Below are 15,642 nucleotides of genomic sequence, written 5' to 3'. Positions count from 1 at the left end.
CATCATGAAAATCCAGAATGTCCGTCTTCCACTCAGCCGTCGATTTCTTTTAGCTGCAGCAGGTGCCTTCGCGGCTACAACTATCATTTCAAGCTGCGCTCCTTCTCAAGAAGTGAGTGAATCGGCTGGGAGTGAAACGCCCGCAGCAGAACAAGCAGAAGGGGGAACGCTAACCATTGGCGTGAGTCCAGTTCCCCACGCTGAGATCTTGCAATATGTCAAAGACAATTTGGCAGAGGAAGCAGGTTTAGAGATTGAAATCGTGGAGTTCTCAGACTACGTGCAGCCTAACTTGGCATTAAACGACGAGCAAATTGATGCTAACTATTTCCAACATGTTCCCTACATGGAAGACTTTGGGTCTGAACGGGGAATTGAAATGGTGGCTGTCGCGCCCGTTCACATTGAGCCATTGGGCATTTACTCGAATGAAATTGAATCCCTGGAACAGGTTCCTGATGGAGCAACGATCGCCATTCCCAATGATGCAACGAACTTGGGGCGATCGCTCAAGCTACTAGAAGATCAAGGTCTACTCATCTTGCGGGAAGGTGCAGGCGTAGAAGCCACGATACAAGACATTGAAGAAAACCCCAAAAACCTTGAGTTTGCGGAACTAGAAGCTGCTCAACTGCCTCGTGCTCTGGAGGATGTAGAACTTGCGATTATCAACGGCAACTATGCTCTGCAAGCGAATTTGTCCCCGGGTGAAGATGCTCTTGCCCTAGAAACTGCTGAGGACAATCCCTACTCTAATGTACTCACCGTTTTACCTGACCGGGAGCAAGATCCAAATGTGCAAAAGCTAGCTGAATTACTCACTTCAGAAGAAGTGAAACAGTTCATTGAGGAGAAATATCAAGGTTCCGTGATCCCTGCATTGTAGAGATCGTATTCAAACCCTCAACGAACTTCTGGTTGATCCCCAAGTGCGCGAATTCATCGAAGAAAAATGTGACGGAGCTGTCATCCCTGTTTTCTAATAGCCCCACACCCTACACCCGTGATTAGCATCCGCGACCTATACAAAATTTACACTTATCAGAGAGGAGAAGGAAAAATTACCGCTCTGGATGGCATTAGCCTTGAGGTAAAAGCAGGAGAGGTATTCGGCGTTTTAGGGCAGAGTGGTGCAGGCAAAAGTACTCTGATTCGCTGTGTCAATTGTCTGGAAAAGCCCACTTCAGGCTCAGTATGGGTTGGAAATGAGGAAATTACTGCTCTATCGGGTGCAAGGTTGCGAAAAGCCCGTCAGCGGATCGGCATGATCTTCCAGCACTTTAACTTGCTCAGTTCTCGTACTGCTGCTGAAAACATTGCATTTCCCCTGGAATTAATGAGCTACAGCCGCTTAAAGCGACGGGCACGGGTGGAACAACTGCTAGCACTAGTGGGGCTAGAAGGCAGAGGAGATGCCTATCCGGCTCAACTATCGGGTGGACAAAAACAACGAGTTGGCATCGCCAGAGCGCTAGCAGGTAATCCCAATGTATTGCTTTGCGATGAGGCCACTTCGGCTCTAGACCCACAAACAACTCGTTCTATTTTAGAGCTACTGCGAGACTTAAATCGCCACATGGGTTTAACCATTTTGCTGATTACCCATGAGATGGGTGTGGTTAAACAAATATGCGATCGCGTTGCCATTCTTGAAGCCGGAAAAGTGATAGAGCAGGGAACCGTAAGTGAGTTGGCAGCTCAGCCCGATTCCTTTATTGCTAGAGAACTGTTTCCTCAACGTAATGGGTTTAAGCCTCGTCCCGGATCCGTCTTGGTCACGATCGCCTTTCGAGGTGAGACGGCAGATCAGCCACTCATTTCTAATTTGGCAAAACGATTTGATGTCGATGCCAATATTATCAGTGGCACTGTGGATACTGTCGGTGGTCAGCGAGTTGGACAGCTTCACATTGAGTTGTCAGGCAAAGATGTAAGCTCAGCGGTGGAATATCTTCAGGCTCAAAATTTAAGCTATGAGGTGCATTGATGCTTGATCCCGTATTAATGGAAAGCCTTTGGCAAGCGACGGTCGAAACTTTCTACATGGTAGGAATTTCAGCTCTGTTAGCCGTTCTGTTTGGCTTACCTCTAGGACTACTACTTGTGATTACTGCTCCTAATCATATCCTGCCAAATTCTGCAATTCAGAAGGTTCTGGGGTCGATTGTAAACGTGGGACGATCGATCCCGTTCATCATTTTATTAGTGGCGATTATTCCCTTTACTCGGCTGGTTGTGGGTACTACCATCGGCAGCACGGCGGCACTGGTGCCACTCACGATTGCAGCAATTCCTTTTTTCGCCAGAGTCGCTGAAACTGCACTGTTGGAAGTCGATCGCGGCTTGATTGAAGCAGCACAAGCAATGGGCTGTAATCACTGGCAGATTGTCCTCAAAGTACTCATTCCTGAGGCTTTGCCTAGCTTAATCTTAGGGATCACAATTATGGTGATTAGCCTGTTGAGCTATTCGGCAATGGCGGGTGTTGTAGGGGGAGGAGGTTTGGGCGATTTGGCAATTCGCTATGGGTATCAACGGTTTGATACGACGGTAATGGTTGTGACGGTAGTATTACTGATTATTTTGGTGCAGATTGCTCAATATGTAGGCGATCGCCTCGCTATTCGCTTGAGAAAGCAATAGTTTTTGGGAAGTTTCTTGGAGAACAGCCAAACAGCCTTGGGGGTTTCCCCCAACCCCCCAGCAGGGGACGTGCTCGTCCCCCACACCCCCTCCGCAAAGGTCTGTGAATTTGTGGCAGAACGTGCTTCGCATCGGTGAGTGGCAAGGGACTAACTTGTAGGTTGGGTGAAGCAAAGCGGAACCCAACCTAGCCTTTGTTGCTGTACTGATACCAATTTAAATTGCCTATAGGGCAGATGCGCTAAACTAAGCCTTGTCATTTAGCGCACTTTACCAATGCTCTACAGTTGTATTTATGTAGGAGATGAGCATAAGCGGCGCTTATAATGACAGAGCCGCGCGATGGCCTGATGTCGTCGTCGCCAGTAAGACCAGTGCAAAATCTGATTGAGGGAAGGCAACACCCGAAAAACTAAGCGCCAAAGCAAGCGGCGGATCTCAGGCAGCGTGAGTGGAATCAAGCGAATTGGGGTAAAGGGTAGCTGGAGAGGCGAGGCGGAAGTAGAGAGGATAACGCCCCCCTTTTTTGCAGATGATGGGTTGGTTCATCAGCTTGCATAACTGTGAGATAAGCATGAGCCAGCATTGCCATCGTGATGTGACGGTACCATCCCTGCCAAGAGCGCACCTCATACTGGTCGAGTCCCACTTCCCCCTTGGCCGTTTCAAAACAGGTTTCAATCGTCCAGCGCCGCCCCCCCCCTCCACCATTGCCTGCAAAGTGGTATTAGCTGGGGCAAAGACCAGGAAATAGTCTAGTTCTTGAGGTTGATTGCATTTGCGTCTGACCAATCCCATCGTTGCCAAGTTGGAGCAGGGGAACCACTGAGGGGCATGGCAATCCATTCATACTCACGTGGACCCTTCGACCCCTCTCCGCAACTGAGCCGTACCCACTCTTCCTCGGGCCAACTTGCAGCTAACTCATCGATGCGGCAGTTCAGGGCATCGACCCACACCTGTGTACTAGTCGGTACGGTCAGCACATAAGCTTGGCGATATTGCTCCAACCACAGGCGCAAAGAGTAGTCATGCCCATATACTTCATCTGCGCTGACCCAGGCTGCGCTCACCCCAGCCTCTAAAGTGCGCTCCAACAGTTGCCGAGCGAGTTGGGCTTTGGTGGCAAATTGAACTGTCTCTGGAATGCCCACTTCTTGTCGTCGTTGAGTATCGCTTGCCCAGCGTTCGGGTAAGTAGAGTGCTCGGTCTAGAAACGTATAGTTTCGAGGAGTGGCATAGACCAGAAACACTCCGACTTGACAATTCTCGATCTGTCCAGTGGTGCCATAGTATTGTCGTTGTACCCCGACCGAATGGTTGCCTTTTTTGAGAAACCCAGTTTCATCGATGACTAAAACGGCTTCAGGGTCTGCTAAGCGAGAGAGCACATAAGCCCGCAGGTCATCTCGAACTAAGTCTGCCTCCCACTGGGCGCGACCGAGAAAATGCTGGATGCCGTAGGGATGAGTGTCTCCTAGCTCTTCGGCAAGTTGCCAGGCGTTCTTGCGTTCAACTTCACTCAGCAATCCGACCAGGTAAGCTCTCGCTCTGGCTTTAGCTTCGACGCGAGCAAAGCGACCGCTAATGCGGCGGCAGAGTTGGTCTAGTTCAGCCTGCCACCGGGGAGAAGTATCAACATTCAAGTGAGTTGGAGTTGGTGAATCAGGACACAAAAGATGAGGCGAGGTAGGTACAGACATACAGTCCTCCTGACTTTGTCTGTCTCAACTTACGTTCACGCTAACTCTGTATTACGCAATCTGCAACTGTAGAAAATGGCTGGTGTGACCTCGATTGAGGTGAAGGAAACTTTGGATGATCTGAGCGAACAGTTGCGACAAGCCGAAACTTCAACGGCGAAGGAACGCTTGCAAGTCCTCTACTGGCTTAAACAGGAGAATGCACCGAGTATCAGTGTGATTGCCAAAGCCATCGGCAAACATCGCAACACGCTGCAAACCTGGTTGTCGCTGTACCGAAGCGGCGGCATCGAGGACATGTTGCAGGTCAAGAAATCACCAGGCGGAGTGCGCGTGATTCCTCAGTGGGCGGAACAAAGCTTGGCAAAACGGCTACAAGAGCCAAATCACGGGTTCAAGAGTTATGGGCAAGTGCAGCAGTGGTTAGCCGAGACATTGGGGGTAGAAGCTGAGTATCATGCGGTCTATCAAATGACCCGGTATCGCCTGAAGGCAAAACTGAAGGTCGCTCGTCCGCAGAACTGTAAGCAAGATAGCAGGCAGCGAACGGCTTTTGAGCAAACCTTGCGGACGACTTGAGTTTACTGAGCTTGTATTGTCGCCAAGTGCGGCAAGACCCAAGACCGATACGCTACTTTGCTCAGGATGAGAGCCGCTTTGGTCTCAAGACGATGACGGGACGATTGATTACCGCCTGTGGAGTCAAACCAATTGGGCAATGGCAGTGGTTGTTCAAAGCCTTTTGGCTTTATGGGGCAGTTGAACCTGCTACAGGGGAAGCATTCTTCTTGCAGTTTTCGCATGTCGATACCGTGTGCTACCAACGGTTTTTGGATGAGTTTTCTCAGGCATACCCCGACAGTCTCAACATCCTACAAGTCGATAACGGACGGTTTCACAGTGGTCAGGATTTGGTTGTGCCAGAAAACATCATCTTGCTGTTTCAGCCACCGTACTGCCCAGAGCTAAATCCGATCGAGCGCTTGTGGCAACACCTCAAAGCCGACCTCAAGTGGGCGAGGTTCATGACGCTCAATCAACTGCAAGCCAAAGTGGATCAACTTCTGGCTCAATTAACGCCTGATGCAATTGCTTCGATTACAGGTTACCCCTTCATCCTCGATGCCTTATCTGCCCTGACTACTGTTTAAATTGGTATGACAACAGTTATTCAGCTCTCAACATAAATCTGGTTTGCTGCTAAAACCTCAGATAAAACTCCCATAATTCTCCTCTTTGGTGTGCGTTATCTATACCCCTGTGAGCGATCGCACCAATGACAAATCCAACTCGTTTAACAGTCGCTCTTTCCACTGTTGTAGATGAGTATCTGTGCGTTTGCGAGGACGGGGGAGATCCAAAACGAATTCTCGATGGATTCGTCCTGGGTTGCTTCTCATCACAATAATGCGATCGCTTAACACCAGAGCTTCCTCGATATCATGGGTAACAAGTAACATCGTCGGACGGTCGTATTCCCAAATGTGCAGCAGATGATCTTGCAATTTAGTGCGGGTAAAGGCATCGAGCGCACTAAACGGCTCATCTAATAGAAGGATTGAAGGTTGTGTAATCAGGGCACGAGCGATCGCCACTCGCTGAGCCATGCCACCTGAAAGTTGGCGCGGCAGCGCATTCGCAAAGTCAGCTAATCCTACTTTTACCAGCGTTGTGGCGATCGCTGCTTCACTATCTGCTGCTTGCTCCAGTCCAAACCGGACATTGTCCTTTACAGTTAACCAGGGCATTAACCGGGGTTCCTGAAAAATCATGCCTACTTCAGGATGAGGATTGGCGATCGGTTCATTGTCAATCCAGACATCCCCTTCACTGGGAAAATCTAGTCCTGATATGATTCGCAGTAGCGTACTCTTGCCGCAGCCACTTGTTCCCACCAGGCTGACAATTTCCCCAGGATGAACTTCTAAGTTGACTGCGTCTAGCGCCAAAAAACTGTTGTCAAATTGCTTGTAGACATTTTCGACTCGCAACATTCCTGGTTCTTCCCCGGATTTATATCACAACCTTTTTTCTGCTTAATTCTTTTGGGCTTGCAAACTGTAGGAGTCTTGCCAACTCACCAACCGTCTGCCGATCGCCACCAATCCTGTATCTGTCAGCTTACCCATGATGGCAAACAGGAGAATGCTAGCAATGATGATGTCTGGGCGACCCGTCGTTTGACCATCAATTAGGAGAAAGCCCAGCCCTCGACTGGCTCCCATAATTTCAGCCGCCACCACAAACATCCAGCCCAAACCTAAGCCATTTCGCAAGCCCACGATGTAGGAAGGTAATGTGGCAGGCAAGAAGACTCGCCAGATTAACTGAGCTTGACTAAAGCGATAGACCCGCCCCACCTCTACCAGTTTGCGGTCGACCTGCTGAATGCCCGCCATCAGCGTCAGATAAACGGGGAAAAACACACCAACGGCGATCAGAGCAATTTTGGATGTTTCAGCAATTCCTAGCCACAGAATAAACAAGGGCACCCAGGCTAGTGATGGAATGTTTCTCAATGCCTGAAACAATGGATCGAGCAGTTGATTTGCGACACGCGAGTATCCAGTCAATGCCCCCAGAATTGTGGCGAGAACTCCACCAATGAGAAATCCTAGAAAAACACGATAGAGCGTGATTCCAATGTGAATCAACAGTTCACCGCTGAGGGTGAGTGTCCACAAAGTGAGGGCGATCGCAGAGGGTGCAGGCAACAGGTTGGGAGGAAACACACCGATTCGAGACAACAGTTCCCAAACAACCAGTAACCCAACAGGCAGAATGAAACCCAGCGTCCAGTGTCCTCTTAAACCTAGTCGTCGCCGACGGGACTGAGATCGAGTTCGCTGAACAGGCGCAAGCGTTGCAGAATTTAGGCGTTTGGGAGGCGACGGATAATTCATGAGTGTGAGTGCTGCGGGTGATGGACAACTTTCTGGTGACTGATAACTCTCTGGTGACTAGCAACCTTTTCAACAAACTGTGGATCGACCAGTTCATCAGCAACCTGATTGACATCAATTGAGCCAGGAATGACACCACTGCTCTTAAGCACATCTCCTGCCGCAACAATCGTGTCTTTATGCACCTGACCAATCACCGCATTGGATAAATCTGTTCGTTCTAATTGCTTGGTTGCAACTGCATCGCTAAGTTTCGCTTCCTTCTGCAAAATCGCTTTTAACTCATTTGGATTTTCCAAAGACCACTGCCTTGCCCGTTCATACACTGCCAGCACCCGTTCTACATAATCGGGGTATTGCTGGGCAAATGCTTCTCTCACATTCAAAAAGCCATAGGTATTTAAGTCAGGATCGCGGAAAAATAAGCGAGAACCCTTTTCTAACTCAGTTTGCGCCATGTGAGGGTCAAGCCCCGCCCAAGCATCAACATCTCCTCGCTCCAGTGCAGTTTTGCCGTCTGCATGCTGAAGTTGGACAACCTCAATATCCTGTTCTGATAAACCGACTTGATCCAGTGCCCGCAGTAAGAAAATGTGAGGATCAGTTCCTCGGGTCACCGCAACTTTCCGTCCCTGAAGGTCTTCAACCGTGTTGATATCAGAATCAGCCGTTGTTACCAAGGCAGTCCACTCCGGCCTTGAGTAAATGTAAACCGACTTAATCGGATTGCCATTCGCTTTGCCCAGCAAGGCGGCAGCACCAGCCGTAGAGCCAAAATCAATACTGCGGCTGTTGAGCAATTCTAGGGCTTTGTTGCTGCCCAAACTCTGAACCCACTCAACGCTGACGTTATCTTGAGCTAACTCTTCTTCTAGCCAGCCCTTCTCCTTGAGTACCAGGCTAACCGGATTGTAGTAAGCAAAATCGAGCTTGATCGTGCCCGGATTGTCTCCAGCGGGAGCACTGCAACTGCTCGTTACCAAAATTAGGCTGAAGACTAGCGAGAACAGGAACGCAAAGCCAGGAACCTGCCTTGGATTCAGTGCTCTAAAGCCTCTCACCCAACGGGGTATCAGTGTGCGTCTGCTGTTAGCAATCATGGGATACTTCCTCAAAAATAAAACCGATTCAGGGAACAGTCCTTACAAAAAACGCAAAGCTTGAAGTGAAAAGGCTCAGCCGCTTCACCAGAAATTAGAATGAATAGAATTTCAAAATTACTGTATCTCTACCGAGTTACCGTAAATTCTTGGAGAATCATTGCATACTTTTGTAGACGCAGGCAAGATGGAGACAAAATTTTGCTTAAAGGTTGAGCAATCTGTTGCGTTGATCGGTAGCGGCGTGACGACCTTGACGGAAATTGCCGGATGTATGGCATTGTTGGAACTGACAGGCTTACCCCTAGTCCTAATTTCTCTCCAACTTCTGGTTCTAGCGTTTCATGGCACTAGATTACACACATTCTGATAGCACCTCGCCTGGAGTGTTCGGTTCTTATTTGGGCATCGATTTTGGTACTTCAGGCGCACGGGCGATCGCCATTGACAGCCACAACCAAATTCAGGCTCAAACCAGTTTTCGATTTGAAGATGATCAGGATTTGGCAACGATCTGGCAAACGGCACTGTTCACCCTACTTGAACAGCTTCCTGTAGAAATTCGTCAACAGTTAAAGGCGATCGCCATCAATGGCACCTCTTCCACGGTGCTAGTTTGTGATGCTCAGGGAATTCCGCTCGATCAGCCAATTCTCTACAACGATGCGCGTGGAATGGCGGTGATGGATCAGGTGAAAACGATCGCCCCGCCCAATCACACCGTAATTAGCGCCACCTCCAGCCTTGCTAAACTGCTATGGTGGGCTACTTGCACAGAGGTGCTGTGTGTTTCTTCTGAAGCCTATTTTCTACATCAAGCAGATTGGCTTGCATTTCTGTTGCACGGTCAACTGGGTATCAGTGACTATCACAATGCCCTGAAATTAGGATATAACGTAGGTGAGTTACGTTATCCCGACTGGATGCAAGAGTTACCAACCTCTTTCAAGCTGCCGCAGGTTATTGCTCCGGGAACACCGATTGGAGTGGTAAAAAGGGAAATTGTCACGCAATTCCATTTGCCTGCCGACTGCTTAGTGTGTGCAGGAACGACCGATAGCATTGCTGCCTTTCTTGCTAGTGGAGTTCAGTTTCCTGGTGAGGCCGTCACATCTCTCGGCTCTACTCTGGTGCTAAAGCTGCTCAGCGAAACTCGTGTGGACGATGCTCGATATGGCATTTACAGCCATCGTCTGGGAGATTTGTGGCTAGTGGGTGGCGCATCCAACACAGGCGGAGCCGTACTAAAACAGTTCTTCACCGATGCAGAACTGAAGCATTTAAGTGAGCAAATTCAACCCGCGCAAGCCAGTTCGCTTGATTACTACCCGCTGCTCACACCTGGCGAACGCTTTCCGATTAACGATCCCCAACTTCAACCTCGATTAGACCCTCGACCCGATCGCCCCGTAGAATTTCTGCGCGGTCTGCTAGAAGGTATTGCTCGAATTGAAGCGAGGGGCTATCGGCTGCTGCAAGAATTAGGCGCAACCCCGCTATCTCAAGTCTATACAGCGGGCGGTGGTGCAAAAAATCTGATTTGGGCTGAGATGCGATCGCGCCACTTACAGGTACCTGTCCTTCCCTCTGCCCAAACTGAAGCAGCCTACGGAACTGCACTATTAGCAAGCAGGCAAACGCCATACCTGGACAGGTGAAATATTAAAAATCTCCAAATTCCTTGAGAATTTGGAGATCCAGGAACTCAGCGATAAGTGATATGTATCTTTAGCTTTGTGGTTCAGCTACGGCTGCTTTAGCTTTAGGCTGCCAGCGCTTAAGTTGAGCGATCGCCACTGCCGTAACTAAGGTGCCAGCAGCGATCGCCACCACATACAGTCCACCTTGAGTCACCGCATTGGGAATCGCCAGTACAAAGATGCCGCCATGAGGAGCGCGGAGGGTGCAGCCAAACAGCATCGAGAGTGCCCCGGTAACGGCTGACCCAGCAATGCAGGCAGGCAACACTCGAACCGGATCTTTTGCCGCAAATGGAATTGCCCCTTCCGTGATAAACGCAATGCCCAGTACCGTTGCAACCTTGCCTGCATCCTTTTCCTCGTCAGTAAACTGACGTTTCGCCAGTAAAGTTCCCAGTGCTAGCCCCAAAGGAGGAGTCATGCCCGCCGCCATCACCGCTGCCATGGGCTCAAACACACTGCTCGCTAACAAACCGACTGCAAAGGTATAAGCGGCTTTGTTGACTGGACCGCCCATGTCTACTGCCATCATGCCGCCCAAAATTAAACCGAGAATGACCGCGTTGGTTTGACCCATGTTTTGTAGAAAAGCGGTGAGTCCATCCAAAATTGCTTTGACGGGCGCTCCAAAGACATAAACTAGCAGTAATCCGACCGCTAAAGTGGAGAGTAGAGGAATCACCAGAACAGGTTTGAGTCCTTCCAGATTAGCTGGCAAGTTGATCTTATCGCGCACCAGTAAAGCAATATATCCTGCTAAAAAGCCAGAGAGAATGCCGCCTAAAAAACCCATTCCGAGATTAGCCGCCAACATGCCGCCAATTAGTCCTGGTGCTAAACCGGGGCGATCGGCGATGGAAAAGGCAATGAAGCCAGAAAGAACTGGAACAATTAATGCAAAGGCAGACTCACCGCCAATTTGCATTAAAGCAGCGCCAAAACTTCCCTCTTCCGGCTCCAGCCCAAACACAAACGACAAAGCAATGATCAAACCACCTGCCACAATTACAGGCAGCATGTAAGATACGCCTGTTAACAAGTGACGATAAGGACCCGATCGCTTCGCACTTCGGTCTGCTTTTACCTGCTGAACTGACTGTAGATAATCTCTACCATTTCCGCTCGTAGCTTGGACTTCGGGTTCTGGCAAAGTCAGAGCATCATTGATAACTCCTTTACCTGCCTTCAAAGCCTGTTTTGTTGAGGTTTCATAGACCCGCTTCCCCTTAAACCGGGTCAGATCCACATAGGTATCTGCCGCAATCACCACTGCATCCGCCTGTGCGATATCTTCTGGTGTGAGTTGATTTTTTGCCCCAACAGAACCCTGTGTTTCTACCTTAATCTCATGTCCCAACTCCACCGCTGCTTTGCGTAAAGCCTCAGCCGCCATAAAGGTATGAGCAATTCCAGTTGGGCAAGAGGTAATACCCACTAAATGTTTTAAACCATTAGAAGGTGAGGTTGAGGCAACCGAAGTAGCAGCAGATGAAACGGTTGCTGCAACCGGAGGAGCAGGCACATCCACTTCTGATTCTTGCTGTGTTTCTGACTCGTGCTGTGCTTCGGAAACTGCCTCTTCAATCACTGCTTTGGTACTGCGAATGGTGCGACTGGTAGAAGTCGCATAAACAGGTTTTCCGACAAAGCGAGACGGATCGACGTGAATATCAGCTCCAATAATGACTAAATCTGCATCGGCGATATCACCTGCCGACAACGGTGTTTTAACTCCTTCAGATCCTTGAGTTTCAACTTTGATGTCATAACCCATCACTTCGGCGGTTTTTCGCAGCGCTTCGGCTGCCATAAAGGTGTGAGCAATTCCGGTTGGACAGGCTGTGACAGCCGCAATTCTTTTGATTGTTTTCATGATTATTAGAAGTTGTTAAATGATGAAACCTACAGAACCTGCACATCAACCTTACTCATGTAAGATTCAACTGTTTCGGGTGGAGGTAGCCGTGGTCCAACCTGGCTAAGTGCGCCAATGGAGAAAGCAGTTGCAAGTCGAGCACAGTCTGCTAAAGTGAGTCCGCGCAGCTTACCAGTGATAAAGCCAGATACCATTGCATCGCCTGCACCAACGGTGCTGACCACTTCAATTTGAGGTGGTCGGGCGACCACGATCGCCTCTTGTTCTGCGAAAATGGCTCCTTGGGCTCCCATTGAGACGACGACAGAGTGAATTCCTTTCTCCAAGAGGGTTTGGGCAGACTGGGCGATCGCCTCTTCCCCTTCCAACGGATAACCGACCAATTCCTGTAACTCATCAATATTGGGCTTAATTGCGTAAGGCGCAAAGGGAATTGCCTGCCGCAAGCTCTCACCACTAGCATCTAATACAACGGTTTTGTTTTGTGCTTTTAGCTCAGATACCAGTTTTCCGTAGATATCGCTGGATAGCCCAGCGGGAACGCTGCCCGATAGCACAAACCAGTCGTGGTCTTGGGTTAGAGTGGCGATCGCCTGACGCAGCTTAGCAATATCACTTTCTGTCGGTGGCTGTCCCGGGAAGTTAATATCAGTGACTTGTTTTTGAGCAGCATCAATAATCTTGACATTGACGCGAGTTTTTCCAGGAATGGTAACAAATTGGTTTTGAATACCTTTTTGGGTAAAGAAATGATCGAATAGCTCCGCATTTTCCTTCCCTAAAAAGCCAGAAACGCTGACCGAAAAGCCAAAATCGGTGAGAAATGAGGCTACATTTACCCCTTTGCCGCCGGGGTCTGCCTGCTCCCATTCCACCCGATTCACTTCACCTGCCCTGAAATGGGAAATGGAAGCCGTCTGGTCAACGGCCGGATTAAGAGTAATAGTAGCAATGTTGGAATGCATAGGAGATGCACAAGGTAATTACACTAAATTGCGGACTTCCTGGGCGTTGCGGCAGTTCAGCGCCCGTTTTGCTAAGTCCTGAGTTTGAGAAAAAGAAAGGCTGCGAAGTTTGGCTTTGACAGCCGCCACACTGGGGATGCTGATGCTCAGTTCCGCTACGCCCAACCCTGCCAAGATTGCCGCTCCTTTGGGGTCACCAGCCATGCCGCCGCAGACTCCCACCCATTTACCTGCCGCCGTTGCTGCCTGTACGGTTTGGTGAATCATTCGCAGCACGGCTGGATGCAGTCCATCTGCCTGTTTTGCTAGGACAGGATGACCGCGATCCATCGCCAAAACGTATTGCGTCAGATCATTAGTACCGATGGAGAAGAAATCAACTTCTTGAGCAAACTCATTTGCCATTAATACTGCCGAAGGCACTTCGATCATCATGCCGATGTCTACCGGCGGTGCGCCGATCGCCACCCGCACTTCTTCCGCAATTTGCTTGGCTGCTTGAAGTTCTTCTAGCGTCGCGATCATGGGAAACATGATCTTGACCGAACCCGTTTGAGCAGCCCGATAGATTGCCCGCAGTTGAGGACGGAACAGGTCAGGACGCTGCAAACACAGCCGAATCCCACGCACCCCCAAAAATGGATTTTCTTCAGACGGCAGGTTCAGATAAGGCACAGACTTATCGCCACCAATATCCAAAGTCCGAATAATTAGTGGCAAACCGTTTAACGCCTGAGTCATTTGCGTGTAAGCAGCAAACTGCTCCTCTTCTGAAGGAGGCTCCGAACGATTCAAAAATAGAAACTCGGTGCGAAGTAGTCCAACGCCTTCTGCGCCTGCATTCACTGCCTGTTCTGCTTCAACAGCAGCACCAATATTTGCCACCACTTCCAGCCGATGCCCATCGGTCATAATAGCGGGCTGGAATCGAGCAAGCTGTTCCTGTTCGCGTAATGCCTGCAAGTCTTGCTGGGCGACTCTGGCGGTCCCCAGGTCAACTTCAGACGGACGGGGATAGAGGTTGCCGCTTTCGCCATCTAGAATGCAGCGAGTGCCATCAGTTAAGTCAAGGACGGCTGGACCTGCACCAACGAGCGCCGGAATATCAAGCGATCGCGCAATAATCGCACTGTGTGAAGTTGGTCCACCATAAGCTGTGCAGAAACCCAAAATAAGGGTTGGATCAAGTCCTGCCGTATCTGATGGAGTCAGGTCTTCGGCAATCAAAATCACCGGAGCAGAAGGCAACACAGGCTCATCTTCAACCGTATCGGCAAGCAGCCGCAGCACTCGACGCCCTACATCGCGCAAATCGGCTGCTCGACCCGCTAGCAATGGATCTTTAAGCTGTTCTAGCGCACTCGCCCGCTGCTCATAAACCTGTTGCCATGCCCAGGCTGCACTGCGCTGGTCTTTGAGGTGATTCACTACATCCGCTAAGAGTTCGGGATCACCCAAAAACTCCTGATGCGCTAAAAAGATAGCTGCTTTACCCGCACCCGATCGCGCTTTTACCTCTTCATACAGGTCTTGCAGTTGTGCTTTGCCAGTTTCAACGGCTTGCCGCAGTCGAGTTTCTTCTACCACTGGATCTTTTGCCGTATGTTCAAACACGATCTTGCCGCGCTTGAATTGGAATAAGGGGGCGATCGCCAACCCCGGTGAAGCTGCAATCCCAGGAACCGCAAGCGACTCAAAGGTTAAAGCTCGTCCTAAAGTAACGGTTGAGGTTTCCTCCGCTTCCTCTCCCAAACCTGCCTCAATCTCCCGCCTGAGGGACGCCAGTGCTGCATCCTCATCCTTGCCCTGTGCCATTAGGCGAACGGTTTGTCCTCCTTCCACACCCAGCTTCAGCAACGACACCAAACTTTTGGCATTAGCAGTCTGACTTCCATAGCGCATCTGAATTTCAGATTCAAATTCCTTCGCCGCATTCACCAGAACGGTAGCTGGACGGGCATGAAGTCCTGTTTTGCCAGGAATAGTTACATCTACCGCCTTAGCAAAGTCGTTCTTCGCGAGATCCGTCTCAGTAGCACTTGCCCCATTGCCATTAGAAGTTTGATTGGTCAGGCAAGCAATGATGTCATCGGGATTTGTCGTTTTGGATAACCGCTGAATTGTTGGCTCATCATCCAAAACATGAGTCAGGTTAGAGAGAATTTCCAGGTGTTCGTCAGACTTCGCCGCAATTCCTACCACGAGATAGACCTGCTCCCCCGGATTCCACTCCACCCCAGCCGGAATTTGCACGACCGAAATGCCCGTTTCTAAAATCAAATCTCGATCTTTGGGCAGCCCATGCGGAATCGCAATCCCGTTTCCCAAATAGGTATGAGCAACCTTCTCTCGTTCCATCATCGAGCTGATGTATCCCGGCTGCATATTGCCATTCTCAATCAGCAGCTTCCCCGCTTGAGAAATTGCATCTGCTTTATTAACAGCTTCGGCCTTTATCTTGATGCTTTTTTGGCTCAGGTTAATCATGTCTTTTCAAAAGTCAGATATTAACGATTTAAGCAAAGCAAGCTTTTAATAGAATGAGAAAAACCCCTCATTTCTTCTATCTTTAGGAAGAGGATGTGAAGGAATATCTGTTGCTTACAACAATTAGATTATTGATACATACATTACTAAACATGGCCGCAAAAATGTGTTGATAAATTCATTTCTTAATCTTAAATCAGAAAATATCCTCGACTAGGCGAGATCCCTTCATAGATCAAAATAAAACTTTAAGCGCCTTAACACC

13 protein-coding genes and 1 pseudogene are annotated in these 15,642 nt (G+C 49.5%); 7 read left to right on the top strand and 7 right to left on the bottom strand.

Annotated elements, in window-relative coordinates; genetic code table 11:
* Nucleotides 1-4 precede the first annotated feature (4 nt).
* The 3 genes from H6F93_RS31380 (at nt 5) to H6F93_RS31370 (ending at nt 2,643) form a co-directional block, all read left to right on the top strand.
* Nucleotides 5-886: a MetQ/NlpA family ABC transporter substrate-binding protein gene (locus tag H6F93_RS31380; protein ID WP_190689720.1), complete on the top strand. Its 882-nt coding sequence runs from the start codon at nt 5-7 to the stop codon at nt 884-886.
* 117 nt (nt 887-1,003) lie between these two features.
* Nucleotides 1,004-1,987 carry an ATP-binding cassette domain-containing protein gene (locus H6F93_RS31375; protein WP_190689716.1) on the top strand — a complete coding sequence of 328 codons (984 nt, stop codon included), beginning with the start codon at nt 1,004-1,006 and terminating at the stop codon, nt 1,985-1,987.
* Nucleotides 1,987-2,643 carry a methionine ABC transporter permease gene (locus tag H6F93_RS31370; RefSeq protein WP_190689713.1) on the top strand — a complete coding sequence of 219 codons (657 nt, stop codon included), beginning with the start codon at nt 1,987-1,989 and terminating at the stop codon, nt 2,641-2,643. Before H6F93_RS31375 ends, H6F93_RS31370 begins: the two co-directional genes overlap by 1 nt.
* Nucleotides 2,644-3,100: 457 nt before the next feature.
* On the opposite strand, the pseudogene H6F93_RS31365 reads toward H6F93_RS31370, so the two are convergent.
* A pseudogene (locus tag H6F93_RS31365) lies at nt 3,101-4,289 on the bottom strand (IS701 family transposase).
* 132 nt (nt 4,290-4,421) lie between these two features.
* On the opposite strand from H6F93_RS31365, the gene H6F93_RS31360 reads away from it, so the two are divergent.
* Both H6F93_RS31360 and H6F93_RS31355 read left to right on the top strand, forming a co-directional pair.
* Nucleotides 4,422-4,925 carry a helix-turn-helix domain-containing protein gene (locus H6F93_RS31360; protein WP_190689709.1) on the top strand — a complete coding sequence of 168 codons (504 nt, stop codon included), beginning with the start codon at nt 4,422-4,424 and terminating at the stop codon, nt 4,923-4,925.
* Nucleotides 4,926-4,936: 11 nt separating this feature from the next.
* On the top strand, nt 4,937-5,497 hold the full coding sequence (locus H6F93_RS31355) for an IS630 family transposase (protein ID WP_190689705.1): 561 nt from the start codon (nt 4,937-4,939) through the stop codon (nt 5,495-5,497).
* 99 nt (nt 5,498-5,596) lie between these two features.
* Here H6F93_RS31355 and H6F93_RS31350 read toward each other — a convergent pair whose 3' ends face one another.
* From H6F93_RS31350 to H6F93_RS31340, 3 genes are read right to left on the bottom strand one after another with little or no spacing between them, the layout of a single operon-like run.
* Entirely contained in the window at nt 5,597-6,340 is a 744-nt protein-coding gene (locus H6F93_RS31350) for an ABC transporter ATP-binding protein (RefSeq protein WP_190642375.1), read from the bottom strand.
* A gap of 42 nt (nt 6,341-6,382) precedes the next feature.
* Nucleotides 6,383-7,249, bottom strand: coding sequence for an ABC transporter permease (locus tag H6F93_RS31345; protein ID WP_190642376.1), 867 nt, complete (start codon nt 7,247-7,249; stop codon nt 6,383-6,385).
* Nucleotides 7,246-8,349, bottom strand: coding sequence for an aliphatic sulfonate ABC transporter substrate-binding protein (locus H6F93_RS31340; RefSeq protein ID WP_190689703.1), 1,104 nt, complete (start codon nt 8,347-8,349; stop codon nt 7,246-7,248). The genes H6F93_RS31345 and H6F93_RS31340 overlap by 4 nt, the downstream gene beginning before the upstream one ends.
* A gap of 160 nt (nt 8,350-8,509) precedes the next feature.
* On the opposite strand from H6F93_RS31340, the gene H6F93_RS31335 reads away from it, so the two are divergent.
* Both H6F93_RS31335 and H6F93_RS31330 read left to right on the top strand, forming a co-directional pair.
* Nucleotides 8,510-8,719 carry a hypothetical protein gene (locus H6F93_RS31335; protein WP_190689700.1) on the top strand — a complete coding sequence of 70 codons (210 nt, stop codon included), beginning with the start codon at nt 8,510-8,512 and terminating at the stop codon, nt 8,717-8,719.
* Complete coding sequence (locus tag H6F93_RS31330) at nt 8,694-10,007, top strand: FGGY-family carbohydrate kinase (RefSeq protein WP_190689697.1); 1,314 nt, start codon at nt 8,694-8,696, stop codon at nt 10,005-10,007. Before H6F93_RS31335 ends, H6F93_RS31330 begins: the two co-directional genes overlap by 26 nt.
* Nucleotides 10,008-10,077: 70 nt before the next feature.
* Here H6F93_RS31330 and H6F93_RS31325 read toward each other — a convergent pair whose 3' ends face one another.
* Genes H6F93_RS31325 through ptsP form a run of 3 tightly spaced genes read right to left on the bottom strand, consistent with a single transcriptional unit; the run spans nt 10,078 to nt 15,377 of the window.
* Complete coding sequence (locus tag H6F93_RS31325) at nt 10,078-11,922, bottom strand: PTS fructose-like transporter subunit IIB (RefSeq protein ID WP_199314236.1); 1,845 nt, start codon at nt 11,920-11,922, stop codon at nt 10,078-10,080.
* 29 nt (nt 11,923-11,951) lie between these two features.
* Entirely contained in the window at nt 11,952-12,890 is a 939-nt protein-coding gene (gene pfkB / locus H6F93_RS31320) for a 1-phosphofructokinase (protein ID WP_190689695.1), read from the bottom strand.
* An 18-nt stretch (nt 12,891-12,908) separates the two neighbouring features.
* The gene (gene ptsP / locus H6F93_RS31315) at nt 12,909-15,377 is read right to left on the bottom strand and encodes a phosphoenolpyruvate--protein phosphotransferase (protein ID WP_190689692.1); all 2,469 of its coding nucleotides are present in this window, start codon (nt 15,375-15,377) and stop codon (nt 12,909-12,911) included.
* Between the last annotated feature and the right edge of the window lie 265 nt (nt 15,378-15,642).

It is taken from the genome of Leptolyngbya sp. FACHB-671, from assembly GCF_014695745.1.
Classification (GTDB): domain Bacteria; phylum Cyanobacteriota; class Cyanobacteriia; order Elainellales; family Elainellaceae; genus JAAUTN01.
This window is presented reverse-complemented; position numbering and strand designations above follow the sequence as displayed.